The organism is Flammeovirga sp. SJP92 (assembly GCF_001583495.1).
Classification (GTDB): domain Bacteria; phylum Bacteroidota; class Bacteroidia; order Cytophagales; family Flammeovirgaceae; genus Flammeovirga.
This window is the reverse complement of record NZ_LQAQ01000098.1, coordinates 50601-75173: the sequence shown is the minus strand read 5'-3', so window position 1 is coordinate 75173 and position 24573 is coordinate 50601. Positions and strand designations below refer to the sequence as shown.

At 33.1% G+C, this 24573-nt stretch carries 21 protein-coding genes; 5 read left to right on the top strand and 16 right to left on the bottom strand.

Features of this window, described 5'->3' with window-relative positions; genetic code table 11:
- Positions 1–64 precede the first annotated feature (64 nt).
- From AVL50_RS24550 to fahA, 3 genes are all read right to left on the bottom strand, one after another.
- On the bottom strand, positions 65–1345 hold the full coding sequence (locus AVL50_RS24550; protein ID WP_062619411.1) for a retroviral-like aspartic protease family protein: 1281 nt from the start codon (positions 1343–1345) through the stop codon (positions 65–67).
- Positions 1346–1450: 105 nt separating this feature from the next.
- Complete coding sequence (locus AVL50_RS33790) at positions 1451–1981, bottom strand: helix-turn-helix transcriptional regulator (protein ID WP_062619409.1); 531 nt, start codon at positions 1979–1981, stop codon at positions 1451–1453.
- A 101-nt stretch (positions 1982–2082) separates the two neighbouring features.
- Positions 2083–3339, bottom strand: coding sequence for a fumarylacetoacetase (fahA, locus tag AVL50_RS24540; protein ID WP_062619407.1), 1257 nt, complete (start codon positions 3337–3339; stop codon positions 2083–2085).
- Positions 3340–3514: 175 nt separating this feature from the next.
- Here fahA and AVL50_RS24535 point away from each other — a divergent pair, with 175 nt between their 5' ends.
- Positions 3515–4951 (top strand): aldehyde dehydrogenase family protein, encoded by a 1437-nt coding sequence (locus AVL50_RS24535; RefSeq protein ID WP_062619406.1) that lies wholly within the window; start codon positions 3515–3517, stop codon positions 4949–4951.
- A gap of 103 nt (positions 4952–5054) precedes the next feature.
- Here AVL50_RS24535 and AVL50_RS24530 read toward each other — a convergent pair whose 3' ends face one another.
- Positions 5055–5414 (bottom strand): hypothetical protein, encoded by a 360-nt coding sequence (locus AVL50_RS24530; RefSeq protein WP_062619404.1) that lies wholly within the window; start codon positions 5412–5414, stop codon positions 5055–5057.
- Between the two features lie 337 nt (positions 5415–5751).
- Between AVL50_RS24530 and AVL50_RS24525 the strand changes: the two genes are divergently transcribed.
- The 3 genes from AVL50_RS24525 (at position 5752) to AVL50_RS24515 (ending at position 7351) form a co-directional block, all read left to right on the top strand.
- On the top strand, positions 5752–6045 hold the full coding sequence (locus tag AVL50_RS24525) for a hypothetical protein (RefSeq protein ID WP_062619402.1): 294 nt from the start codon (positions 5752–5754) through the stop codon (positions 6043–6045).
- A 261-nt stretch (positions 6046–6306) separates the two neighbouring features.
- Positions 6307–6525, top strand: a complete 219-nt coding sequence (locus AVL50_RS24520) for a hypothetical protein (RefSeq protein ID WP_062619400.1) — start codon at positions 6307–6309, stop codon at positions 6523–6525.
- A gap of 268 nt (positions 6526–6793) precedes the next feature.
- Positions 6794–7351 carry a response regulator transcription factor gene (locus AVL50_RS24515; protein ID WP_062619398.1) on the top strand — a complete coding sequence of 186 codons (558 nt, stop codon included), beginning with the start codon at positions 6794–6796 and terminating at the stop codon, positions 7349–7351.
- A 32-nt stretch (positions 7352–7383) separates the two neighbouring features.
- Here the strand turns inward: AVL50_RS24515 and AVL50_RS24510 are convergent, their stop codons facing one another.
- The 7 genes from AVL50_RS24510 to metG form a co-directional block, all read right to left on the bottom strand.
- Entirely contained in the window at positions 7384–8574 is a 1191-nt protein-coding gene (locus tag AVL50_RS24510) for a DUF418 domain-containing protein (protein ID WP_062619397.1), read from the bottom strand.
- A gap of 220 nt (positions 8575–8794) precedes the next feature.
- Entirely contained in the window at positions 8795–9157 is a 363-nt protein-coding gene (locus AVL50_RS24505; RefSeq protein ID WP_062619394.1) for a hypothetical protein, read from the bottom strand.
- A 240-nt stretch (positions 9158–9397) separates the two neighbouring features.
- The gene (locus tag AVL50_RS24500) at positions 9398–9814 is read right to left on the bottom strand and encodes a hypothetical protein (protein ID WP_157491523.1); all 417 of its coding nucleotides are present in this window, start codon (positions 9812–9814) and stop codon (positions 9398–9400) included.
- A 73-nt stretch (positions 9815–9887) separates the two neighbouring features.
- Positions 9888–10571 (bottom strand): response regulator transcription factor, encoded by a 684-nt coding sequence (locus AVL50_RS24495; RefSeq protein WP_082795994.1) that lies wholly within the window; start codon positions 10569–10571, stop codon positions 9888–9890.
- A gap of 437 nt (positions 10572–11008) precedes the next feature.
- Positions 11009–11671 (bottom strand): hypothetical protein, encoded by a 663-nt coding sequence (locus tag AVL50_RS24490; protein ID WP_062619389.1) that lies wholly within the window; start codon positions 11669–11671, stop codon positions 11009–11011.
- 5 nt (positions 11672–11676) lie between these two features.
- Positions 11677–11895 carry a hypothetical protein gene (locus AVL50_RS24485; protein ID WP_062619387.1) on the bottom strand — a complete coding sequence of 73 codons (219 nt, stop codon included), beginning with the start codon at positions 11893–11895 and terminating at the stop codon, positions 11677–11679.
- A 70-nt stretch (positions 11896–11965) separates the two neighbouring features.
- Entirely contained in the window at positions 11966–14029 is a 2064-nt protein-coding gene (metG, locus tag AVL50_RS24480) for a methionine--tRNA ligase (protein WP_062619385.1), read from the bottom strand.
- Between the two features lie 471 nt (positions 14030–14500).
- Here metG and AVL50_RS24475 point away from each other — a divergent pair, with 471 nt between their 5' ends.
- Positions 14501–15283, top strand: coding sequence for a cyclopropane-fatty-acyl-phospholipid synthase family protein (locus AVL50_RS24475; RefSeq protein ID WP_063850899.1), 783 nt, complete (start codon positions 14501–14503; stop codon positions 15281–15283).
- 384 nt (positions 15284–15667) lie between these two features.
- On the opposite strand, the gene AVL50_RS24470 is transcribed toward AVL50_RS24475, so the two are convergent.
- From AVL50_RS24470 to AVL50_RS24450, 5 genes are all read right to left on the bottom strand, one after another.
- The gene (locus AVL50_RS24470; RefSeq protein WP_062619384.1) at positions 15668–17509 is read right to left on the bottom strand and encodes a tetratricopeptide repeat protein; all 1842 of its coding nucleotides are present in this window, start codon (positions 17507–17509) and stop codon (positions 15668–15670) included.
- Between the two features lie 1852 nt (positions 17510–19361).
- Entirely contained in the window at positions 19362–21119 is a 1758-nt protein-coding gene (locus AVL50_RS24465; protein WP_082795993.1) for an Ig-like domain-containing protein, read from the bottom strand.
- A 153-nt stretch (positions 21120–21272) separates the two neighbouring features.
- On the bottom strand, positions 21273–23147 hold the full coding sequence (mnmG, locus tag AVL50_RS24460; protein WP_062619381.1) for a tRNA uridine-5-carboxymethylaminomethyl(34) synthesis enzyme MnmG: 1875 nt from the start codon (positions 23145–23147) through the stop codon (positions 21273–21275).
- Between the two features lie 572 nt (positions 23148–23719).
- Positions 23720–24157, bottom strand: coding sequence for an rRNA maturation RNase YbeY (ybeY, locus tag AVL50_RS24455; RefSeq protein ID WP_062619379.1), 438 nt, complete (start codon positions 24155–24157; stop codon positions 23720–23722).
- Complete coding sequence (locus AVL50_RS24450) at positions 24157–24573, bottom strand: ATP-binding protein (protein WP_223241425.1); 417 nt, start codon at positions 24571–24573, stop codon at positions 24157–24159. Before AVL50_RS24450 ends, ybeY begins: the two co-directional genes overlap by 1 nt.

Genomic DNA, 24573 nt, shown 5'->3' with positions numbered 1-24573 from the left:
AAATGAGCACTGAAAATAATGATATCTTCAGTACTGCTGTCACATTTTGTTGCAGAAAGAACATCTATAGATTTTGCTGTTCTATAAGAATCTCTTTTCGCTGGTAAGAAATAATGAACTTCTGTTTAGATAAAATTTCATAACCTATAATACCGCTTATATTGACTTCTTTAAAAGCATCTAAATGTCCAAGATCTGTAAAAACAGTGGGGGTGGATTTATACATGACATCACCAAGCATACACTTTTTCATTTTACCCTTCTGCACCTCTTTTACCTTTCCTGATAGACCTTGCAATTCTGTTGTTTTGACACCCCTCAGAACTGGTTTCAATTCTTCAAAGAGAGAAGTCGAAAACGCATTGGCACCTGCACCACTGTCTATGGCAACATTATATTTTCGACCATTGATGGATAAGGTCACAATTGGTAAATGTCCCAGTAAAGTGGTCATAGGAAAAGTTTGAAATTCCGTTTCAGATAAGTGAGTAGTTTGAAGAGTCTCAAATTGGTCTGGAGTTATTAGCATCAATTGCTTTTGAGCATAATCATACATTATATCCAACTGATTGATGAAATCAGTACCTATAATACCATAGATTTTAGTTTTTGTTTCTTTTTCCAAATGAGAAAGGTCCGAAACTAACACTCTTTCATTTTCAACCAACAATTTTCCAAATTCAATTTTAGGTATCTCAATAATGTCTTGATTGTTGATATTAGAATTGATGCCTTTTGCACTGGAAACAGAATTGACTTTACTGTTTTGATAGGCTGAGTTTAATATTGTCCTTGAAGAACCACTGTCAAAAATAAACTGTTGCTTTTCATTATTCACAACAGCATTTACTATGATCAGATTACCCTTAAGCTCAAAAGGAATCTGTTGATAACTTTCTGATGAATTATTTTTCACCTGCATTTTATCTTCGGCCATCATCACTTTCACTTCAGCCTTGATCAGTGATAAACTGCTCACCTTATTTGATGCATCAAACACAATGGTTATTTCTTGATTTCCTTTCTGTTCGTATTCAAAATCATATTTCAAGGTCAAAGTGTTTCCATTTTTTTGAGCATCCTTTTCTGAATAATTCAAAACGGTATCATTGATACTTTGCGTAATCAACATGTCCAATACTTTCTGGGCAATCACTCCTTTTTGGTTTAAAATAGTAAAATCATCCGACAACCATTCTGTCAAATTTTCTACATTTTTTTGATTAATAGCGGTCACTAACTGCTCCGAAAATAGTTTGCATTTCTCCTGTTCTTGAGCATAAACTTGAAGTGTTACACTTTCTAATAAAAGAGAAATCCATAAGAGTTTTAATACATTCTTCATCTGTTTTTTTGTTTTTGATGTGATAAATCAAAAGTAGAAGACAAACAATGTTTCTCTATGAAATGTAAGGTTGAAAAGGGGTGGAGAATGGGGTGGATTTTAGACTCATACCCCTCTGAGGATATCTAAATCAAGCTTTTTGAGTTGAGTCCGATCTGTTAATTCTAATTTTTTATACAGATTATTGATATGTGTTTTTACTGTACTAATGGAAATATTGAGCTCATCAGCAATCTCTTTATTCATTTTTCCTGATTGAATCAATTGAGCAACCAAGAGTTCTCTTTCTGATAAAAGTTCTATTTTAGATTGATGCTGTTGTTGTTGTTTTTTCCAAAAAAGAAGGAGATAAATAAAAGTGCCAATTAAGGCAATTCCAATGATCACTACACTCAGTATTTCATACATCTCAAAACGAAAAACCTGAAAAGAGGTATCACCTTCAATTATTGTATATTTTTTATCGTTTAGTTGTATTAAATGAATAGAATCTTGTAAGCTTTCAGCGTCTAATCTCTGAATTACCTCTTTCAACTGGGATGTATTTTCTTTCACTTGTAAGGTATCTGAAGAAGAGGCTCTACTTAGTGATGAGATGAAAGTGAAAAGAAGAAGTAAGGTTAGTTTGTTTAGCATATTTGACTAATTTGACTTTTTCGCAAAGTACAATATCTAATGCATTTGATAAAATAATGAAGAGCCAAAAACTTCATTTTGACTCTCCATCACTTCAATTATTATTTCAGGATTTTTCCTACTGCTTCACCGAAGCCTATTCTCAATTCACCATTATCACAAAAACCTTTTAAGGTAATGGTATCATTGTCTTCGAGGAAAGTACGTGTTTCTTCACCAATTTGAAGGGGTTCTTTTCCATTCCAAGTAAGCTCCAATAATGAGCCGAAAGAATCTTTTGTAGGACCAGAGATGGTACCTGAAGCACACATATCACCTACATTCAAATTACAACCATTGACCGTCTGATGGGCCAGTTGTTGTGCCATACTCCAATACAAATACTTGAAATTGGAAGTAGCAATTTTAGCTTCATTTCCGTTCTCTGTTTTCAGATGTACTTCCAATTGAATATCAAAAGTAGAAGATTTGTCCGATTGAAGATATGGTAATGGCGTAGGAAACTGATCCGGTCCTTTGGTACGGAAAGGCTCTAGAGCATCCAATGTCACAATCCATGGAGAAACGGTAGACCCAAAGTTTTTTCCCAAGAAAGGACCTAATGGAACATATTCCCATTTCTGAATGTCACGGGCTGACCAATCATTGAAAAGCATTAAGCCAAAAATATAATCCTCTGCTTTGTCTACAGGTACACTTTCTCCTAATGCAGTTGATTTTCCTACCACAAAACCCATCTCCAATTCAATGTCCATTCGGTTGGATTTTCCAAAAACAGGAGCTTCAGCTCCCGGAGGCATTTTCTGTCCATTAGGTCTGATGATGGGTGTTCCAGAAACTACTATAGAAGAAGAACGTCCGTGATAACCTACCGGAAGGTGTTTCCAATTTGGCATTAATGCATTGTCTTTTCCACGGAACATTGTTCCTACATTCACTGCATGTTCTTCTGAAGAATAGAAGTCGGTGTAATCACCAATTTGAACAGGCAAGTGCAATGAAGCTTCATTTTGAGCCACTAATACATTTTTCCCTTCTAAAGAGGTATTTCCTTCTTTCAGTAATTCAAATACAGTAGAACGTACTTTTTTATGTACCTCTTTTCCTAAACTCATAAATGGATTCAAAATAGCATTTGAAAAAAGTGTGACTGCTTCATCTATAAAAGCATCAAAGTGTCCTAACTGGGCAACTTCTACCAAATCCAAAATCTGTTCTCCTATTGCAATCCCAGCTCTTTTACTTTTGGTTGAAGTACTGAAAATGCCATAAGGTAAGTTTTGAATCGGAAACTGAGAGTTGTTGGGTACATTTACCCATGATTTTATCGAAGGATCATTAGTATGATCAATAGCCATAGTTTATTGTGTTTATTATTTGGTTAGTACATGACAAATATGATTTGAGTTTAATTTCTTCAAACACTTATTTAATTTGCATGTTATAAAGATATTAGTGTAATTAACGTAATTCTCACATTTAAAAATAGTGTTTGGCTATTAAATTTTCATCAAAATCTTATCATACCTTATCATGGACACTATAATAGACCTTTCTCCTTCGGAATTGAAAATTGAAGATATATTCATTCAACTTAAAAATAATACTAAAAATATAAAGGATACAAGTGCTAAACCACGTATCCAGAAGCTTGAAAAATTAGAGCAATATATCCTCAATCACCGCGATGGAATTCAGAAAGCTATTTATGCTGATTTCAAAAAGAATCCTACTGAGACTGATACCACTGAGATATTGAGTACATTAGGTTTGTTGCGTCATGCTAGGAGAAACTTAAAGAAATGGATGAAAATTCGTAAAGTAGGAACACCATTGAGTATGCTGGGCACCTCTTCTTATGTTCTTCCTGAACCTAAAGGTGTCTGTTTGATTATTGCTCCTTGGAATTACCCTTTCTACTTGGCTATGGGACCACTGATTTATGCTATTGCCGCTGGAAATACAGTAGCGATGAAACCTAGTGAGATTTCTAGTAATACTTCAGCATTTATCCAGTCCATGATAGAAGAACTTTTCCCTGCCAATGAGGTAAAAGTGGTACAAGGTGGTGTAGAGGTATCAACGGCTCTTTTAAAACTGAAATTCAATCATATTTTCTTTACTGGAAGTCCACAAGTAGGAAAAATAGTAATGAGAGCAGCGGTAGAAAACCTTACGTCTGTTACTTTAGAACTTGGAGGTAAATCTCCTGCTGTAATCTGTGAAGATGCTGACCTGAAAGATGCAACAGATAAGCTTACTTGGGGAAAATTTATCAATGCCGGACAAACATGTATCGCCCCTGATTATATATTAGTTCCAGAAAAAAGAAAAAATGAATTTGTGGAACAAATGTCTAATACCATCAATGAGTTTTACTCTCCCAACGGAGAAGTGGTAAGTGTGTCAGAAGACTTTTGTAGAATCATCAATCACAATCATTTTAACCGTTTGAAGAGCATTATTGAAGATGCCGCTGATAAGGGAGCCACTATTATTATGAATGGTGAAATGGATGAAAACACTAAATTTATTCCTCCAACCATTGTCACCAATGTCACCAATGACATGAGAATTATGCAGGAGGAAATCTTCGGGCCAATTCTGCCCGTGATGGAATATAATGCTTTAGAAGAAGCATTTAGTGTTATTGAAGAAAAAGAAAAACCATTAGCTCTTTATATTTTTGGAAAGAAGAAAAAGCTGATCAAAAAGGTGTTGAATAACACAACGGCAGGGGGCACGTGTATTAATGATACTATTTTACATATCAACAACCCTGAACTTCCTTTTGGAGGCGTCAATAACAGCGGTATTGGAAAATCTCATGGAAAATACGGTTTTGATGGTTTCTCTAACCTGCGTGCCGTACTAAAAAATAGAGTGGGGATGACAGGAATCAAACCTATTTACCCACCATATGGTAATTTGGCCAATAAATTAATCAACTTTATTGTAAAGTATTTTTAAAAAATGAGTCATCCTTTTCAATAAGAACAGGATGACTCATTTTTCTTACCAATTAGGAATTGGTTATTGAATTTGAAGCTTATGAATACTCAATTCTCCTTCATCAGAAATTAACCATATAAAATACATTCCTAACGGTAGACACTCCACCTGTTGCTGGCTTATATATATTACCCACATTAATATAATCTAGTTGAGCAGTAAAAGAATTGCCTTTAGGGTAATTATCACTCAAAAAGTATCCTGCCCCCAACAATACAAGTTGTTTCTCTATAGTAATACTCCCATAAGAGATAGGAGATTGCTCAAAAAGAATTGTATCTCCTATCGAAGCGGCATCAATTGCGGCTTGAGCATCGGTAAAGTCAGCTTTCAACTCTTCAAAGTTGTTTACTCGCCAAATTTTAGCTGAAGCTTGATGAATGGTAAAGATTGATAACGCTAAAAAAATTATTTTCTTCATTATAAAAAAATTGTAGTTAATAGTGATTAGCTAATTCACTTTAGTCAGATAAAAAAATACATGTATATAATGCAAAGTTAGGTGATTTACAATATACTGAAAATGACCACTTGTAGTCATTTTCAATAGTCCAAAATGAATATTCAAAAAATGTACTTTGTTACATAAAAACAGCTTTTCAATCGCTATTACCATACTGATTTTTTGAATGTTAAATATTTTTAATTAGACTAGATCTAACTTAAAGTTGTATATTGTTAATATTTAAAATATTTTTTAATATTACGTCCTTTAACGCAAACTAATTTTTTGTATTATTTTATATTTTTTTTAAACGATGAAAAATTTTCTTTTATCTATTAGCTTACTGATTGTATCACTTTTTGCATTCACAGGATGTTCTGATGATGACGATGTGACTCCAGAAGCAAACTGCTTCACCAACTACACAGAATTTGTAAAGAAACTTGCTCAAGATGAGGATCTTTGTACAGTGTATACAGAGTACTATTCTTTCTTGAAGGAAAACAAAAGCTGTGTTATTGAAAGCTCAAATGGCGCACTCTCTGAAAGTGATATTGATTTGATCCTACAAGGAGAAGAGGCTATGAAATTACTTTATTGCAACTAATTTCATTTTAAGAGGTGAGCTATCATAATACAATTATGGTAGCCCTTTTCAAATTGCATCATCACTATTCTTATTTAATATTGATGGTGCTTTTTTTATACAAAAAATTGTTTATCAGCCATTTAAATCAAATTATTTATCTCAAAACATTTAATTCTTATATAAAATATTGTGACTTTATTGTAAATTGTAATTTCATATAAATGATTTTAGCTCAACCAGTATAGCTACTACTAGAAACCACACTATATCTCAAAACCTATGAAAACTATAATACAACCCCTTATTGCATCAATGATTATAATCATAGCTACAAGCTGTGAATCATCTTGTTACAAATGCGAAATTGACACAGCGTCTACCTCAAGAATAATAGCTACTTCTGCAGAGTCCATTTGTGATAACGCAGCCAATAACAAACAAATCAGTATGGCCAAAAAGGATTGTCAAGAAGCCGGCGGTAAATGGAAAAAAGAATAATACCTTTTATAACCGATCAAAACAGTACAACTTCTAGTAAGAAAAAACATATCTTGATTGATTAAGTCATAAAAATGACTAGTTGTAGTCATTGATATTACAATGAAATATGGTCAGTTTTGTTTAAACAAACAGGTGTATAAATACTAAAAAAAATCAATAACAATATTCACTTTTTTGCTTTTCAAAAAAAGGATTAAATACATGTGACTTGTTAAATATTTTTTTAAGATTTTTAGCAATGGCTTACCGTAATGACTGAATTATCATGCAAACAAAATTTTCAACTTTTTTATGGAATAGGAACAAACGTTTAGACTCTCAGAAGTTAATAGAAATTACAGAACAATGCATTTCTGATATAATTGAAGATTATCAAAATAACAGTTTGCAAATTGCTTCCACGGAAGCTAAAGTCATCGACTTTATAACATCTGATAAAGAACATTATTCTTATATTATTGAGATTGAAATCAATAAATCTGATAAAAAAACATTCTTGTTTCATCTACTGAAAATAGAGGAATATATTCAATTCAAATGCTTATTGATTGATAATTCCTTCTCTAAATTCATATCTAAAACAATACAAGACCAATATTTTATTGAAGAGAATATCAAGAAGTTTAATGCTTTATCGAAAAGGGAAAGTGATATTCTAGAGCTTATTTGTGAGGGAAAAACCAACAATGAAATAAGCGTTATTTTAAATATCAGTAAGTACACTGTGGAAAATCACAGAAAAAGTATCATCAAAAAATTAAATACAAATTATCTGTACCCATTCCATATTTTCTTTCAATTAGAAAATCAAAACGCTACATAATCTAAAAAAATGCAGCGCCTGATATAAAGTCCTTATGCTTTCGAAAAGATCCAAGTCAATTTATGCCACATCATTTCAAATGGCCCTTGTTTATTGTACTTCAGCCAAAGCTTGCACATCCATATCTGAGCAAATAAAAAGACAAAACCAATCAATAGGCTAAAAGCCACACCACAGGTATCAGCCAAGTGGAAACCGTATCCAAAATATAAAATACCTCCAATGATTGACTGCACTATATAGTTGGTCATACTCATCTTGCCATAGGTCTGTAACGGACGGCAGAGTTTTTTCATTCTGTCAAATTTATAGAGAAGAATAATCAAAGAAATCCATATCAATGTAAAACTGAATTTCCACCACATATCGAAAACAGTTCCAATAGATCTTTTAATTGCTTCTGTTTGTTCAGCACCTAGAAAATGTGTTTTCAAGAAATACAATGGAATCATCACCGCAAATGATACTACCAATACGTTCTTCCATCTATTATAATATTCCGGTTTGAAAGCACCCACTTTTCCCAACCAGAAACCAAAAATAAACAAGCCCATAGTCTGAACCGCCCTGCCACATTCAATGGCCCATAATAAAGAGAACTGTTGTCCATAGGTGAGATTTCCCTTTAAAGTAGCCAAGAAGTTTCCTTCTTTTATAATATCCATTGTTGCTTTCCAGGGAAGTACAAACGCTCTTGCTTCAGGAATGTATTCTGGGTTATAAAGAACATAAACATAATGCCATAAATCAGTAGGTTGTAATAAGAAAAAGATAGCTCCTAAGAATAGTGCTGTATTATTCCATTTTCTTACATAAAACAAAACAGCTCCTGTAATTGCATAGAGCATTAATACTTCTCCGGGGAAAAAGGCTGCATTAATCAGTGCAAATAAAGACAATGTCATAAGACGCCATATATACCTACGACCAAAGTCTTTTCCTTTTTTATTCTGTTTGTCATTCATTAAAAAGAAGGTGAACCCAAATAAAATGGCGAAGATGGAATACGTCTTTCCTCCAAAAAGAAAAAAAGTGAGGTCAAATACATTTGTGTTCAAAGTATTTAACCAATCAGGATTTAATGCTTTGTCAGGATAATGGTAATAGTTGAAATGCTCAATATTGTGAATCAGCATAATGGCGGCCACCGCATACCCACGTAACACATCCACCACATCTATCCTTGAAGTAGAGGTGGCTCGGTTGGTTGTTATAGTTTCCATAAAAATTGTAGTAGTATAGTAAAATTGCTATTCCTTCAAAGGTAAAAAATACACTAAAAATTGTTGATGATGTAGATTATTACAATAAAAAAATACCCTAGCATTTGTAATAAACGCTAGGGTGGCTAACAGGATAAAGGTCGTATTGAACCTTTATCATCTATAACATAAACATTAATTTTTCACTCTTTTATCAAAAGCTAATTTTCACCATAAAATCCTATTTTAAGAATTTTGTTCTTGCAAATGTCTCTTTAGGTTTATCATTCATTTCTTTAGTGAAGATTTTAGCTTGTTCTTCAGCTGAAATACAATCATTCTTATGAATGATATTTAAAGATCCTGAATTGTATAAATCAAATACAGCTACAGCTCCACAATACTGTACCAATACATATCTTGTTTTATTTTGATATTGATCACTAAAAGAAAGGTCAGGATCAATTTTTGAAAGAATGCCCATTTTATCCAAATAAGCTTCCACTCTTCCATCATTTAAATTTACATTTTTAGGTTCTTTTTCTTCAGCAAATGAGATAAAAGATAAAGTAAAAAGTACAATAGAGAATAATATATTTTTCATCTTTAGTATGGTTTTAAATGTTAGATTAAATGAGATATAGAAAAATAAACGTAGCACGTAAAACATTGTTACTCTTTAATAGTTAACAGATATTATGTAACCAATTTGTACTATGTTACCTTCTTTAAGAGAAAGAATTCATAAAAAATGGACAATCTCCGGTAATTAGAGATGTCCATTTTTAAAAAGAAATAATCGGGTATATTTTAAAAGTTCCAATTCACCTTTTAAAGCGTTCAATTATTTTATTTTCTCACCTTCAAACGTTCCTGTTTCTTCTTTATGATTAATCCAATGTCCTGATAATGTTTTGTCCTCTAATGAAATAGTTCCTTTCATGGTAACAACAAGTATTTCTAATTGTCGCATTCTAGATTCATCAAAAGTAGCTACAGCGGTTAAAATTCCATTTTGATCCACACTTCCATCGTATTCTTCATACTCATGTGATGCATGAAATTTTCCAAATACTTTTCCATTTTCAACTTTAATATACCAATCGCCGATGTGCGCCATTGAACTATTGTAAGTTTGCCCAAAATACTCACCATTGTATTTTTCCAGGTCATTAGGAGTTACTTCTTCATCTTCACATCCCAATAAAAATAAAATGACAAGCAGGTAAAGAAAATAGGGGATTTTAAAGTCTTTCATCATTACTTTTTATTGTTTATAAAAATAAAAATGAAGGAATAAATAGAAAAAAGAAATACCCAATTTTGGGTAGATATCAATCAAGAGTTAGATCAATAGTTGCTCTTACAGAGATTTTTTTCTTAATGTTTTTCCAATGAGTTCTCACTGTATTGACAGAGATATTTAATGTTTCTGCAATCTCTCTGGGTGTTTTTCCATGAAGTTTACAATCCACTATTTCTCTTTCTCTTTTGGTCAACATTCGAATTCCCTGATATGGGGAAGGTTTTACTTTCGGACGGGGATTTCCTTTATCTAACTCTTGAGATGATTTCCACTGGTCCAGCCATGCTCTAGCCTCTTTTTCCTCACAAAAAAATCTAGGTACTTTTTCAGTAACCGATGTTCTATTAGAACTACCATCTGTTAATTTTGAAATTTGTAATAAATTGAACTCTTTCCGGCCTAAAACTAGTGCTACAGGATAGTTATTATTATCATCTAATGGATAAAAATTATCTTCTAATAAACTACTTATGATGGGTCTGTTCATATTTTCTTCCAACCACAAAATAAGATCATTATCCATGTAAATATTGAGGTTCTGCTGTAGCCAAAGTGCTTGTTTACTTTTAAAGGTTATGACTATTTCGGTGTATCTTTTTATATCTTCTTTAAAGAGTTCAACTGTATTTGGAGATTTGATCCAATGCAAAACACACCTTTCATATTGTTGTTCGTAATAGACTTGTAAAAAATTACTGGAGTAAAGTAGCATTAGTTTTATAAGATTAGTTTGTTTCAAATTAGTAGTTATCAAATGTATTTTAGATGATTATGAACAACTTAACTAATTGATTTACATTATCTAATCTATTTAAAATCCACTTTTTTCTTTATATATAAAAAGCTCTCACAAATATTCTATTCGCGAGAGCCGTATAGATCAATAGCTTGCAAGATTATTTAGCTTGTAAACTGCTAATTGATTCGTTCAAATAAATAAGTGCTGTATTATAGCATGTATGAAGCATGCTCTTAAACTTGCCTTAATTAAAAAAATTGGGTAAAGAATCATTGTAATCACTTGTTTGCTCAACTACTACTATCTTTATTTTCCTTCCGTTTGTATGATACAAATATACGACACTTAAGAAACAGTGTTACCATTTAAGTAGTTAACAGATATTATGTAACCATTTCATACAGTGTTACTTATAGATCTAGAAGTTTTTCTCTGATTTTTTTGACGTGATGGAATTGTGGACATCTATCTAAAAGCAAGTCTAATTGCTTTACATATGCTTGAATAAGATCATGGTTAGATCTATTTCTTTCATAAAGATGTTGTCCTACTAGCCAATGCACTCTTTCAGCAATCGACATATTCTGTCCATTCGTCTGATAGTGCTGCGGGAGGAGGTTGGTCAGTCTCCAACTGCGGATAAAGGATAAAAAATTGGGAAGATATTGGTTGAAATGCATTACGAGTTCCAATATCTGATAGAAAGGTTTTGGTTTTTCTTTCTGTGGATGAAAGGTGAGGGGAGCAAATAAAAGTAAAAGCTGATCTGCCAATTCATATTTTTCCTGCTCTAACAATAATCTTAACTCATCATAAAATGACAAGCAAGCACAGTATTGTAATCGATCAGCTTCTTCTGGAATGTATTCTACAAAAGTAGCATAAAGCTCTAAAAACTGTTCGTGTTCTTTCTCTTGATGAGCCACTTTAAGCATATCATAAAGCACCCAGGCCATAGCGGCATGAATCTCTTCATCATTAGGAGATAATTCCAAAAGACCTCTAGCAGTTAGAAAAGCCTCCTGATATTTTCCCTCTTCTCTTAAAGTATAGATTTCACGAACTGAATACATAAAGCTTATTTTCCGAATTTACCGTTTTTTCTATTACGATCTCTTTTAGCGGCTTGTTTTGACATAAATACTCTTAATACTAAAAGTAATGTCGTTAAACCTGCCAATTGAAGGTTTTCCATATATTCTTCACCTCTATCATAGGCATAATAGGCAAGAATAAATAGAGAGACTGATGTAATAGCGAAAATGATATTGACGATGTTTCCGAATCCTTTGCTCATAAAGTTTAGTAGTTAATTGTGTAAAAAGCCCACGACTAGGTGAAATCGTGGGCTTTCAGTGTATTTATAATTAACGAATGATACCTCCTTCCGCAATTTGCGAGGTAGGAGAAACAAACGATAATGTTCCGTCTTTATCTTCAGCCATCAAGATCATTCCTTGAGATTCAATACCTCTGATTTTTCTTGGAGCTAAATTCACTAAAATAGAAACCTGCTTTCCGATGATATCTTCTGGAGCAAAGAACTCCGCAATACCACTTACTACTGTTCTCTTGTCAATACCCGTATCTACAGTTAATTTCAAAAGCTTTTTCGCCTTCTTCATTTTTTCTGCTTCAACGATAGTACCTACACGAATATCCATTTTCTGGAAATCGTCAAAAGTAGTTTCGTCTTTTTGAGGTTCCACAGGAGCCTGAGAGATTTTAGTTTTCTCTAATTTCTCAATTTGAGCCTCAATCACTTTATCTTCCACTTTACTGAACAATAACTCAGCTGGAGCTAAACGATCATAAGCAGTAATCAACTCAGGGTTTCCTACTTGGTTCCAATCCAATGATTCCATACCCAACATGTTTTGGATTTTCTTCGCCGTATTCGGTAAGAAAGGATCAATAGTAATGGCCAAGTTGGCAGCAATCTGTAAAGACATATTCAAAATAGTCTTCACCAACTCTGGATCTTGCTTGAACAATTTCCAAGGTTCTGTATCTGCTAAATATTTATTACCTAAACGAGCCAATTTCATTGCTTCAATTAAAGCCTCTTTGAATTTGTACTGCTCGATTAATTTTTCAACACGAAGAGGAATGGCTTTCATTTCTGCCACAATACCTTCTTCCATTGGAGTGAACTCACCTGCTACAGGCACTTCTCCTTTGAAATATTTGTGAGTAAGTACAACCGCTCTGTTGATAAAGTTACCTAAAATAGCAACTAGCTCGTTATTCACACGCTCTTGATAATCTTTCCAAGTAAACTCAGAATCCTTATTTTCAGGAGCAATTGATGTCAATACATAACGTAATTCATCCTCACGATTTGGAAGATCCTCTAAATATTCATGCAACCAAACAGCCCAGTTACGAGATGTTGATAACTTTGCACCTTCAAGGTTCAAGAATTCATTGGCAGGAACGTTGTCCGGTAAAATGAATTCACCATGAGATTTCAATAAGATAGGGAAAATCAAACAGTGGAATACGATGTTATCCTTACCAATAAAGTGAACTAATTTCGTATCTGCTTTTTTCCAATAGTCCTCCCAGTTTTTACCTTGAGAAGCCGCCCAATCTTTTGTTGCTGAAATGTATCCAATAGGAGCATCCAACCACACATATAAAACTTTTCCGTCTGCACCTTCCACTGGCACTTTTACACCCCAATCTAGATCCCTAGTCATCGCTCTAGGTTGTAAACCTTGGTCCAACCATGATCTACATTGACCCAAAACAGAATTTTTCCACTCCGAAGGCGTATGATGTTCTCTACCTTCTAAAGTACCTTCATTGATCCACTCACGCAACCAATCCTCGTGCTTGTTCATTGGCAAGTACCAGTGACGAGTTGTTTTAAGAACAGGAGTGTTACCCGTAATCTGAGATTTAGGGTCGATCAAATCTGTTGGACTTAAAGAAGATCCACATTTTTCACACTGATCACCATAAGCCGCATCATGACCACATTTAGGACAAGTACCAACAATATATCTGTCAGCTAAGAATTGTTTTGCTTCCTCATCATAATACTGAGAAGACTCTCTCAATTCAAACTCACCATTATCATTTAAGGTCTTGAAGAAATCCTGAGCTGTTTCATGGTGAACAGGAGCAGAAGTTCTGTGGAACAAATCAAAAGCAATTCCAAACTTCTTAAATGTATCACCAATTTGTTTATTGTATTTTTCAATGATGTCTTGAGGCGTAATTCCCTCTTTCTGTGCACGAATAGTAATCGCTGCACCGTGCTCATCACTACCACAAATAAACGCTACATCTTTTCCCTTCTGACGTAATGATCTTACATAAATATCAGCAGGTAAATAAGCACCCGCGATATGTCCAATGTGTAAAGGTCCGTTTGCATACGGCAATGCCGCAGTTACGGTATATCTATTGTAATGTTTTGACATGGATTGTCTTTAAATTTCTATGCTTTTAAGATGACTAGGCGGTCAATTTCTTACTGACGATAAGCCGTTGCAAAGATAAACATTTTGAAATTGTTATTCACCACCTATTAATACTGATTTACAGATGATTTCAGCATTGGAAATCAAAGTTATTCACACTCCGAGCTTCAAATTGTTGATAACTTAACGAAAATCGTGAATTTTCAATAAAAAAAGGGGAATTTTCAAAAACTTATGAACAGTAATCAAAATTGGTTTGATCCCTAAAAATGAAAATTATACTTTCGGGGTATAATTTTCTCAAAACAGCACAAAGGTAATAGTTGTTTTAGTACTAAGCCAAAATAAGTTTATCATTCGTTCTTATTAATTTTTTGTGAGTACGACATTAAAGAATGCATTTAAGGGAGTATTTATAAAACAATGAGAAAAAAGATGAGTTTTTATTTTGACTTAGAGCATGTTTAAAACATGCTCTTAAGATCTACCTCTGAAAAATATAAACTAGTGAATAAAATGCAAAAGGGAGAAGAATGGTTTGATCAATGGTTTAATACGCCATATTATCACATTCTATATCAGAACAGAGACTTTAATGAAGCAGAACAGTTTATGTGTGCACTTTCTGATCATTTAGGTATCTCAAAAAACGACAAAGTACTCGATCTAGCTTGCGGAAAAGGAAGACACTCTATTTTCTTAAACAAACAAGGCTTTGATGTGGAGGGAATCGACCTTTCTACAGAAAGTATTCAACATGCCCGTGAATTTGAAAATGAAAGATTGAAATTCAATGTACATGACATGCGTGAACTTTATAAAGAGCAGGAATACAATTTTGTGCTCAACTTATTCACAAGTTTCGGTTATTTCGAGACTGAAGAAGAAGATTTAGCCGCTTTAAAGATGATTGCCCACAGTTTAAAGGAAAATGGCGTTTTAGTGTTAGATTATTTCAATACCTATAAAGTATTGAGCAGTCTGCCTGAAAAAACGGTGATTGAGCGTCCTGAACTTTCTTTTAATGTGCATAAGTTTTTAAATAACCGTCATGTAATGAAGCAAATTGAATTTACAGACAAAGGAAAGCATTATATATTCACAGAAAGGGTAGAAGCATTAAGAAAAACAGCATTCTTAAACCTATTTGAGCAGGTAAATCTGAAAGTTATCAACATTTTTGGGGATTATAAGCTGAATTCTTTCGATAAAGAGACATCAGACCGTATGATTTTCGTGGTTCAGAAAAGTTAATCACATCAATTTTACGATTTCAAGACATAAAAAAAGGGATATTCTTCACGGAGTATCCCTTTTTTGTTGATAAGATTCTAATTTCAGACGATTTTCTATTGATTTTATACACAAAAAAGAGAAAGTTATTCACAATTAGCCTACATAACTGTGAATAACTTTCTCTTTTTACTGAATAAACTGCTTATTCTCTATATTTTATGCTGTGAATTGTGAAAACTGGGTTACAAACACCTTTTTTCAATCAATTACTCACAGTTTCTGAATAAATTCCTGATTTTTTATCTGTTTTGGACAAATTATAAACGCATTGTGGATAAGAACTTGATAAATGCTTTATAAAAACAATATTTCATTAAAAATCGAAGTCTTATACACTTTTACCTACGACTTGTTCACATTATCGCCTCTAAGTGCCCTGAAACGCTTACGGGCATCCACTTCATAGCTTGAACCTTTAAACTTGATCAGAATATCCTTGAAGTAATTCATAGCCGATTCTTTATCATTCAGATGATCTTGATAAATAGTCCCCAAGAGATAATGTGCATCGTCAGCTAGAATATCATAACCATAAAACTCCACAATTTCCTTCAAAGGTTCAGTGGCTTGTTCATAATTCCCCAATTTTATCAACAAATGTGCTTTTTCCCAAAGAATTTCATCAGATAAACGGTGTCCTTTGAATTTTACTAACATTTGTTCGTAACTCTCTATCGCTTCCACATATTTTCCTTGAAATACCAACAAATCAATAGCCGCATACTGTTCCATGGCTAAAGAAGTGGTATCAAGGTTAAGATTATCACTTATCAACAAAGATAAAGCCATAGCATCGTTACTGATCGTTCTAGATGTAGCGAGCTTTAAGATATCTAATTGTGATTGTGCCAACAGAAAATCACCCGTATAGTAATAAAGCTTTGCATTCTTGAGTTTTGCCATATGACCAATCGTCATTTCACGATTACTGTTAGCTACTTGTGAATAAAGTAGTGAAGCTTCCCAAGGATTGTCCTGAAGCAAATAGATATCCCCAAGATCCAGCTTAGCTTGTGAAACTAATGACTTTGGAATTGAACGATTGTTGATAAGTTCCTTTAATTCCACAATTGCCTTATCTTTTTCATCTAAATAGAAAGCTTGAAGCAATGCCATATTCCTCAAAGCATCACCTGTCTGTCCATTTACACCAATTTCATCAATGATCTGTTGATAATCTTTTACCAGCGAATTAATCTGATCTCTGTCGATAGGGTAGGTACTTTTGATAATCTCCTCCTTCGTTTCTATCAACAACTTTCTAGACATCGGATACACTGCATACTCTTTGTACCTATCCACCAAGTACTGGAATATCTTAGAGGCGTTCTTATAGTCCTTGTTATTCTTCGCTAGACGCCCTATCTCAAGAATCTTGTAACCTTCCAGCCTAAGACGCTTATCCAACGCTCTAGCCTGTATAAATGCCGCGTAGAACTTCTTCTGCTGTAAGTAGTACCAAACGATCAGTTCATTGAAGACCGTCATACCAGCGTTCTTCTGCACCATTGTGAGTAACTGTGGTTCGATAAGCTCAAATTTCTCTTCAGTTGTCAACCGATCCTGCAAAGCCATCTCCACATATTCAAGCTGATCAGGTTTTATGAACAGCAATTTCATATACTCATCAATCATCTGCTCATACTTTCCCCAATTGGAATAAAGATCTGCCAGTTCATAAAAGAAAGTCTCTCCCTGATTCTTCTCTCCGGTTCTGTAGCATTGTTCCGCATAATTGAACAACCCAAGATCAATACAATACAAAGCAGCATATCTCAGCTTTGTAGTATTGTTTGCAACTTGCTTAATATACGTCTCCATGATCTTGTCACCAGAAAGCGTATCCTTCTCTATCAACTTCACCCTTGCATAATCCACATTATACATTGAATTATCAGGATTATTCTTCACCACCTTTTTTAAATACTTCTCAGCTTCCTTGAGTTCTTCTTTTTTTAAAAGAACCGAAAGATAGTTTTCGTGGATCTGACTTATCAGTTCTTTGTTTTTAATTAAGTCCCTATACAGTTCAAGGGCTTTATCAAACTCTTCCGTTTTATAATATTCCTGGGCTAAGTTTAACTTCTCATCTGTTTTACTTTGTCCCCAACTGAATTGAGAAATAATAAAACAAAGGAAAAAATAGAGATACGTTTTTTTTTGACCAAATAAGGTTTTCAACATTTAACTCTTTAATAGATTATAAAAAAATAAAAATTTAAAATTCTCTTTTATTGTTATTAGGGGTGTTTATAAGTTGATAACTGCACATACCAACAGGTTTTACCCACTTATAAACATATTTGCTATTGCCTTATAAACCGCCTAAACTATTCAAAAACAAAGATTTATAGCGCTTTTCAACAGTATTCACACTATTATTCACTCAGAAGTTATTCAGTTAATTCATGTGTTTAAAAGCGCCATTTTTAGTCACATCACTTTATAAACACCCTTGTGAATAGTGTGAATAAGAGCCATTTGTGAATTACTGTGGATATTATCAACGCTTATTCAACATATTACTCACTAATCACAATTTTGTGTAAAAATGCTGTGAATAATGTGGATAACTTATGAATAAATATCCTTTGTGTACAATTTTTTAACCAAATAGGATAAAAACAGTGAATAACTCTTTTGTATACTATCAATATACATACTTTGTTTATTTATCAATCATTTTTGCGCCTAAAAATCACAGCGCATTTCCAAGATTTATCAACACTACCATTTCACCAATTATTTTCAATTGCTCCTATACTTTTATGGAAGTCATAAACTCATGTAGAGTATCAGAATATGTCAAAAATTGCTTTAAACAATGAACATCCTGTGAATTCATGTATTGTTCATATGTTTATAAATAATACTATTATTATATTAAGTATCATATAATCAGTTAGTTAAGTATTTATTTTCTACTTAATATACCATAATATGTGTGTATAAATGCGTGAATATACTATGAAATACCTCAATTGTGGATAAGTCTGTTGATAACTTCAAAACTTGTTCACAAAATTGAATAATTAATGTTAGTAAATAAGATTTAAAGTTATATTATAGTTCTATTACCTATATCACTGATTAATATGCAATTAGCTCATAAATGCTGTTTTTAACTATCTAAAGGCCTATAATTGATAGTATATATGTTCTATTATCAAATAAATTTTTAATGTTTTGATACAATAAAATGTTATTCACACTTCTTTCTACATATGTTTATTTTTTGATGATAATACGGTTATTTTATGAGTAAATTTTGTTGATTATCCACAATAGGAGAGTTAGAATAAAAAAATGTTCCTGATTCTGATAACCTTTTATTCATTTAAGGTATAGTATTATGTTTACTGTAAACCAGCTTTTTATTCAAGATTCACAAAAAAGAATATAAATAGGAGTGATCTTGTTCAACTCTAATTTTGGAAAGGAGAAATAAAATACTGGTGAGAGTATTAGCTGACATAATATCAAAATTAATTATGTTCTTAAAGTTCAAGAGTAGAAATTCATTTTAGTCCCTCAAAACTATATCTATATGGTTTTCATCTCGTTTTTTGATCTTAAAATAAAGAGGGCTTAGAAAATAGAATCACTTTAAAAAAGTTACTGTTTAGACACTGTATGGTTTTTGATACAAATTCTATTACTTATCAACATAATGTCTTTTAGTGTTAGTATCTAACTGAATACATTTTGAACTCGCTTTAATTTAACCCAAATAAGAAAATCATTTTACCAGAACAATACATGAAATTCTTCATACTTTTCCCATAAGGCTGAAAGAAACACTATTAAACTAGATGAGTAAGTTATACAGAAGAAGTCTATTGGCTAGAATGTTAAGCGAATGGCTTAGCTTCATTCGTGCCTTATAGATTTTAGAAATCAGGAGATTTAAATGCAATAAATTTTAGTTTACAATGTATAAAGAGAAGTATTCTGTATTTGATTGTAAAGACAAAAAAAAGTGAACATTACTGCTCACTTTTTTCGAAAGTATTTTTAGTTACTATTTAACTCAACTTTATTTCTTATCAGTATTTATGATTGTGTCTTCTCTTCGAATTTCCCAGTTGGCTTCAACTTTAATTTCTTTAGGGAAGAATGCTGTTGATTCTGGAGGAATTCTTTTTTCAAAATCTCCAGGGAACCAAATCCCATCATTATTTTCATCAATCAAAACTCTGATTCCGTAAGTACCAGGTTTTACATATTCAAAAGAGAATAACCTTTCGTTTTGTACTTCTTGTACAACATCTCCTTTTGGGGTAACTAATTGTACAATAAAGCTATCATGGCTACCTACAACTTGTCCTTCAATAATTCCATACTTATCCAATTCTTTGATTGTAAAGCTAAGTGTTTTGGCTTTTGTTGAATCATCTTTTACAGATACAAATGCATTGTCGGTGAAAATAAGACTGAAGGCTGAGTCTGCATAAAACTTAGGAAAACTTACTTCTGTGTGATTAAAATTAAACTCTAAATCTTTTTCAATTAGAATACTATCCAATCTTGTGGTGTCTTCACTGTATACATAATACATACTGTCAAGATTCCACTCTTTCATTGGCAAAGGAAATTGCAGTACAACATCTACACTATCTTCTGGAATTAAATCACTATCTTCTGGTAATTTCTTTTCGAATTTAATTCTTACAATTTCTATTTCTTCTTCTTCAGTAGCTCCAACTGCATCACCTAAAGTTTTTAGGGCTCCACCAATCAAACCTCCATTCTTTTTATTCTTTTCTTTTCTTTCCTCTGCTCTGATTTCAGCTCTACTAGGAAATAAAATCATGGTATCAAATTCAATTCTTTGCTCTATGGAATCAATTGCATATCCTGTCATTCTTAAAGAATCTTCCATGTCTCTTTCACCAATGTAAAGTAATTTGATTTCTCCTTTTTGATCTTGATGGAAAATACTATCAGTAAATGAATTATTCTCCGGAAATTCTATTCCGTATTCAACAGCATACTTGTTGAATTTGACAATCAAATCTTCTTTATTTTCAACTTTTACATTTTTGAATTCGAATGGTACCAAATCATAATCTCTGATATATAATTGTACGTCATCAATATTTCTATCGAGTAGGAGAGAGTCTTTGAAGAAACCAATACGTTCTTCTCTCAAAGTATATTTATAATCTCCGTTTGTATCATCTATACAGTATACTTTATAATATCCAGGCTTAAATCTTTCTAATATAAATAAACCATCTTTTACAGTTCTTGAAAAATAAACAGGAGGATCTGTATTGACATCTAATGAATCATACGGATTATATAAAGCGATAATTGCTCCTTCGATTGGCTCGTCAGTTAGTAAATCTCTGACTTGTCCCGTTACTTCTAGTGAGTCTAAATAATCACCAGTACTAAAAGAAAAGCGAACATTTTTTGCCGGGTTTTTTTCTGTAACATCGACTACCGAGTTTCCGAAATCAAAGTAATAAGTCATATCCTGTTCTAGTGTATCCAGAATATTTAAAATTACTTTGTTTCTTGCAAATCTTGATTTGTATTGGAAAGTAGGTTTGTATGGGGTAATAATTAAGTTCTGTCTTAACTTTTCTTCCTGTACATATTCATCAAAATAAAGTGTGATCTTTAGTTTAGTGGTATCCACATTTGTTTGTCCGTTGAATGGAGTACTGGCACCAAACCTTGGAGGTATCTCATCTTTTGGCCCACCTGTAGGAGAGGAGATGACAGCACAAGCATACACTGTAAAAAGTATATATACAGAAATTATTATTCTTAAGGTTAAGTTCATTATGATAGACTTTCTAAGACATATTTTTCAGTAAAAGCAGAATTGTAACTCTATTCTTCGTTACAAAAAATGCACTTACAAAATAAGGCATATCTCTATAAAGAAATATGCCTTTTATCTAAAAATATATTATTTTTTTTGATATCGGGAAGACTACGCTTTTTGCTTGTCAAGGTAGACCATTAAGATGGTAACATCTGCAGGTGTAACACCTGAAATTCTTGATGCCTGACCTAATGTAAGTGGAGCAACTCGTGTAAGTTTCTCTCTTGATTCAGCAGATAAAGCATTGATTTGTCTATAGTCAAATCCTTCAGGAATTTTATAGTTCTCCAAAGTAGTTAACTTCTCAGCAATCTTTTCTTCCTTCTCAATGTATGTTTCATACTTCAAAAGGATCTCTACTTCCTCTAATGCTTTCTCTCCAAAACCTTCAAAAGCTTCTTTTAGAGTAGGAGCACTTTCCAAAGTAAGCGCCATATCTACCTTCGTTTTCTTCAAGAATTTATCAGCTTTCAAACCATGGTTCATCGTCTGTAAACCTCTTTCTTCAAGATGAGGATTGGCATTGCTGACCTTCACACTTGTCTCTTTTAAGACTTCAGTAGCTTTTTCAATTTGCTCTTTTTTCTTCTGAACCGCTTCAAAACGTTCATCAGAAGCAAGACCTAATTGATGCCCTAAGTGCGTTAATCTTAAATCGGCATTATCTTGTCTCAACAAGATTCTGTACTCCGCACGAGACGTAAACATTCTATATGGCTCTTCTGTTCCTTTGTTGATCAAGTCGTCAATAAGAACACCGATATAAGCTTCCGATCTTTTCAATACGAAAGGCTCTCTTTCATTGATCTTATTGTGAGCATTTATACCTGCCATCAAACCTTGAGAAGCTGCTTCTTCGTAACCTGTAGTACCATTAATCTGCCCCGCAAAATAAAGGTTCTCTACAAGCTTCGTTTCCAAAGTAGCCTTCAGTTGGGTAGGAGGGAAGAAGTCATATTCAATGGCATAACCTGGTCTGAACATCTTCGCATTTTCAAAACCTTCAATTTTACGAAGTGCTTTGTACTGTACATCCTCAGGAAGTGATGTAGAAAAACCATTGATATACATTTCACAAGTGTTCCATCCTTCCGGCTCCACAAAGATCTGATGACGATCTCTCTCTGCAAAACGGTTGATTTTATCTTCAATAGAAGGACAATATCTTGGACCTAAACCCTGGATTCTACCGTTGAACATTGGTGATCTATCGAAGCCAGTCTTCAAGATATCATGCACTTCATTACTAGTATAAGTGATGAAGCAGCTACGTTGTTTTGTTAGTGTAGAAGTACTGTCAGAAAAAGAGAATTTCTCAGGGTTTTGATCACCTGCCTGCTCTTGCATTTTCTCCCAATTCAATGAACGGCCATCAACTCTTGGAGGAGTTCCAGTCTTCATTCTACCTGCTTCAAAACCTAATTGTACTAATTGTTCTGTCAAACCTTTAGCAGCATGTTCGCCACTACGCCCACCTCCAAATTGCTTTTCACCGATGTGGATCAAGCCATTTAAGAAAGTACCGTTTGTCAGTACTACAGATTTGGTATTGAAAACAACTCCCAAGCTAGTTTTAACTCCAGTGATTTTATCACCTTCCATTACTATTTCGGTCGCCATTTCCTGCCATATATCTACATTATGATTTGCTTCTAAAGCATCTCTCCACTCTTGAGCAAATACCATTCTATCACTCTGAGCTCTTGGACTCCACATTGCAGGTCCTTTAGATCTGTTCAGCATTCTGAACTGAATCATAGACTTGTCTGTGATAATACCTGACATACCTCCAAGAGCATCAATCTCTCTTACTATTTGTCCTTTAGCAACACCACCCATGGCTGGGTTACAGCTCATCTGAGCGATGGTTTGCATATTCATTGTAATCAGTAATACTTTAGATCCAAGGTTTGCAGCAGCGTGTGCAGCCTCACATCCAGCATGTCCTCCGCCAATTACAATAACGTCATAAGATGGATACATTCTTTCTCCTTATTTTAAAAGTTCCACGTGGAACATGTTTTTCTTTTGTGGAAACTACTATTGACTATTAGTAGTTGTCATACTGTTTCGTATCTATTTGTATTAAACTGAAACAGTAATTGAAATGTTTATTAGTTAAACTTTGATTAACAGATAGGTAGTAACTAATAAAGCAGTGCAAAGATAATAAATGAAGTGATGTATTTATTCTTTAGGAATACATTTATTAATAATTCTTCATTGACTATCCGATTTTCGATTTTTGAAAATAGATATTTCTAGAATAGTAAGGTGAAAATTGCTCATTATTAAATCACTCTATTTTCTATTTCGCGATATCTTTAATAACCTCTGTATATAATATAACAATATAGACTTACTCATTATTACTAACTATCTAATTCGAAATTCATCAGTTGACTTAAAAAGAAATAATCACATAATCGATATCAAGTTTCATCTATTATTGAATTTCAAGTTTCTAAAAACAAAAAGTTCCACGTGGAACATATTGACTTCAACAATCAAAAGTGTTTCACGTGGAACATTTAATATTTTGATAAAAGAAAAAACTAAGCTTTCAATTTCTCATTCCTGATGCCTAATTGTTCATCTTCCAAAGCTCTCATTTTTGCAGCTTCTTCTTCAGATTTATCTTTAAAACCTAAAAGGTGAAGAATTCCATGAATTAAGACTCTGTGTAATTCATCCGTTTCTGAAGTACCAATAGTCGAAGCATTTTCTTTGATTCTATCAATACTTACAAAAATGTCTGACTCAATTTCATTTTCATATTCTGAATTATCAAAAGTAATAATGTCGGTATAAGTATCATGATCTAGATACTCAACATTTACTTTATGAAGATATTCATCAGAACATAAAATGTAGTTGACTTCAATCAACTCAAAGTTAAACTTTGTAATTACTTCATGAATCCATTGTTTCACTTCATCAGCATTCTGAACTGTAAAATCAATGTCTTCATTGAAAAAAGTAATGTTCTCCATTAAATATAAAATCTTAGCGTAATTGCTTTCCCCTCGTTAGAAAATTCTACTTCGTCAGCTAAATGTTTAATTAAGAAAATACCTCTACCACCTGGTTTATCTAAATTCTCAGGAGCCGTTGGATCCGGAAGACTATCATAATCAAATCCCTTTCCTTCGTCTTCTACAGTAAATGAAATTTCCTTATCAGATACATCTAATTCTAAATGTACATTTTTTTCTTTCTCATTTCTGTTACCATGAATGATAGCATTGTTGACTGACTCAGTTACAGCAATCATAATGTTACCATAGATGTCGTCATTAAAATTAAACTCGTCACGAGCTTGGTCGATAAAACTCTCTGCGATACGAACGTTTTCTATTAACGAAGGTATCTTTAATTTGAATGGCTTATTCATTGTGCTACTCGGCAT

Excerpts from the sequence above, each read along its gene's own strand:
- AVL50_RS24550 (WP_062619411.1), bottom strand. The coding sequence starts at position 1,345 with ATGAAGAATGTATTAAAACTCTTATGGATTTCTCTTTTATTAGAAAGT.
- AVL50_RS33790 (WP_062619409.1), bottom strand. The coding sequence starts at position 1,981 with ATGCTAAACAAACTAACCTTACTTCTTCTTTTCACTTTCATCTCATCA.
- fahA (WP_062619407.1), bottom strand. The coding sequence starts at position 3,339 with ATGGCTATTGATCATACTAATGATCCTTCGATAAAATCATGGGTAAAT.
- AVL50_RS24535 (WP_062619406.1), top strand. The coding sequence starts at position 3,515 with ATGGACACTATAATAGACCTTTCTCCTTCGGAATTGAAAATTGAAGAT.
- AVL50_RS24530 (WP_062619404.1), bottom strand. The coding sequence starts at position 5,414 with ATGAAGAAAATAATTTTTTTAGCGTTATCAATCTTTACCATTCATCAA.
- AVL50_RS24525 (WP_062619402.1), top strand. The coding sequence starts at position 5,752 with ATGAAAAATTTTCTTTTATCTATTAGCTTACTGATTGTATCACTTTTT.
- AVL50_RS24520 (WP_062619400.1), top strand. The coding sequence starts at position 6,307 with ATGAAAACTATAATACAACCCCTTATTGCATCAATGATTATAATCATA.
- AVL50_RS24515 (WP_062619398.1), top strand. The coding sequence starts at position 6,794 with ATGCAAACAAAATTTTCAACTTTTTTATGGAATAGGAACAAACGTTTA.
- AVL50_RS24510 (WP_062619397.1), bottom strand. The coding sequence starts at position 8,574 with ATGGAAACTATAACAACCAACCGAGCCACCTCTACTTCAAGGATAGAT.
- AVL50_RS24505 (WP_062619394.1), bottom strand. The coding sequence starts at position 9,157 with ATGAAAAATATATTATTCTCTATTGTACTTTTTACTTTATCTTTTATC.
- AVL50_RS24500 (WP_157491523.1), bottom strand. The coding sequence starts at position 9,814 with ATGATGAAAGACTTTAAAATCCCCTATTTTCTTTACCTGCTTGTCATT.
- AVL50_RS24495 (WP_082795994.1), bottom strand. The coding sequence starts at position 10,571 with ATGCTACTTTACTCCAGTAATTTTTTACAAGTCTATTACGAACAACAA.
- AVL50_RS24490 (WP_062619389.1), bottom strand. The coding sequence starts at position 11,671 with ATGTATTCAGTTCGTGAAATCTATACTTTAAGAGAAGAGGGAAAATAT.
- AVL50_RS24485 (WP_062619387.1), bottom strand. The coding sequence starts at position 11,895 with ATGAGCAAAGGATTCGGAAACATCGTCAATATCATTTTCGCTATTACA.
- metG (WP_062619385.1), bottom strand. The coding sequence starts at position 14,029 with ATGTCAAAACATTACAATAGATATACCGTAACTGCGGCATTGCCGTAT.
- AVL50_RS24475 (WP_063850899.1), top strand. The coding sequence starts at position 14,501 with ATGCTCTTAAGATCTACCTCTGAAAAATATAAACTAGTGAATAAAATG.
- AVL50_RS24470 (WP_062619384.1), bottom strand. The coding sequence starts at position 17,509 with ATGTTGAAAACCTTATTTGGTCAAAAAAAAACGTATCTCTATTTTTTC.
- AVL50_RS24465 (WP_082795993.1), bottom strand. The coding sequence starts at position 21,119 with ATGAACTTAACCTTAAGAATAATAATTTCTGTATATATACTTTTTACA.
- mnmG (WP_062619381.1), bottom strand. The coding sequence starts at position 23,147 with ATGTATCCATCTTATGACGTTATTGTAATTGGCGGAGGACATGCTGGA.
- ybeY (WP_062619379.1), bottom strand. The coding sequence starts at position 24,157 with ATGGAGAACATTACTTTTTTCAATGAAGACATTGATTTTACAGTTCAG.
- AVL50_RS24450 (WP_223241425.1), bottom strand. The coding sequence starts at position 24,573 with ATGCCGAGTAGCACAATGAATAAGCCATTCAAATTAAAGATACCTTCG.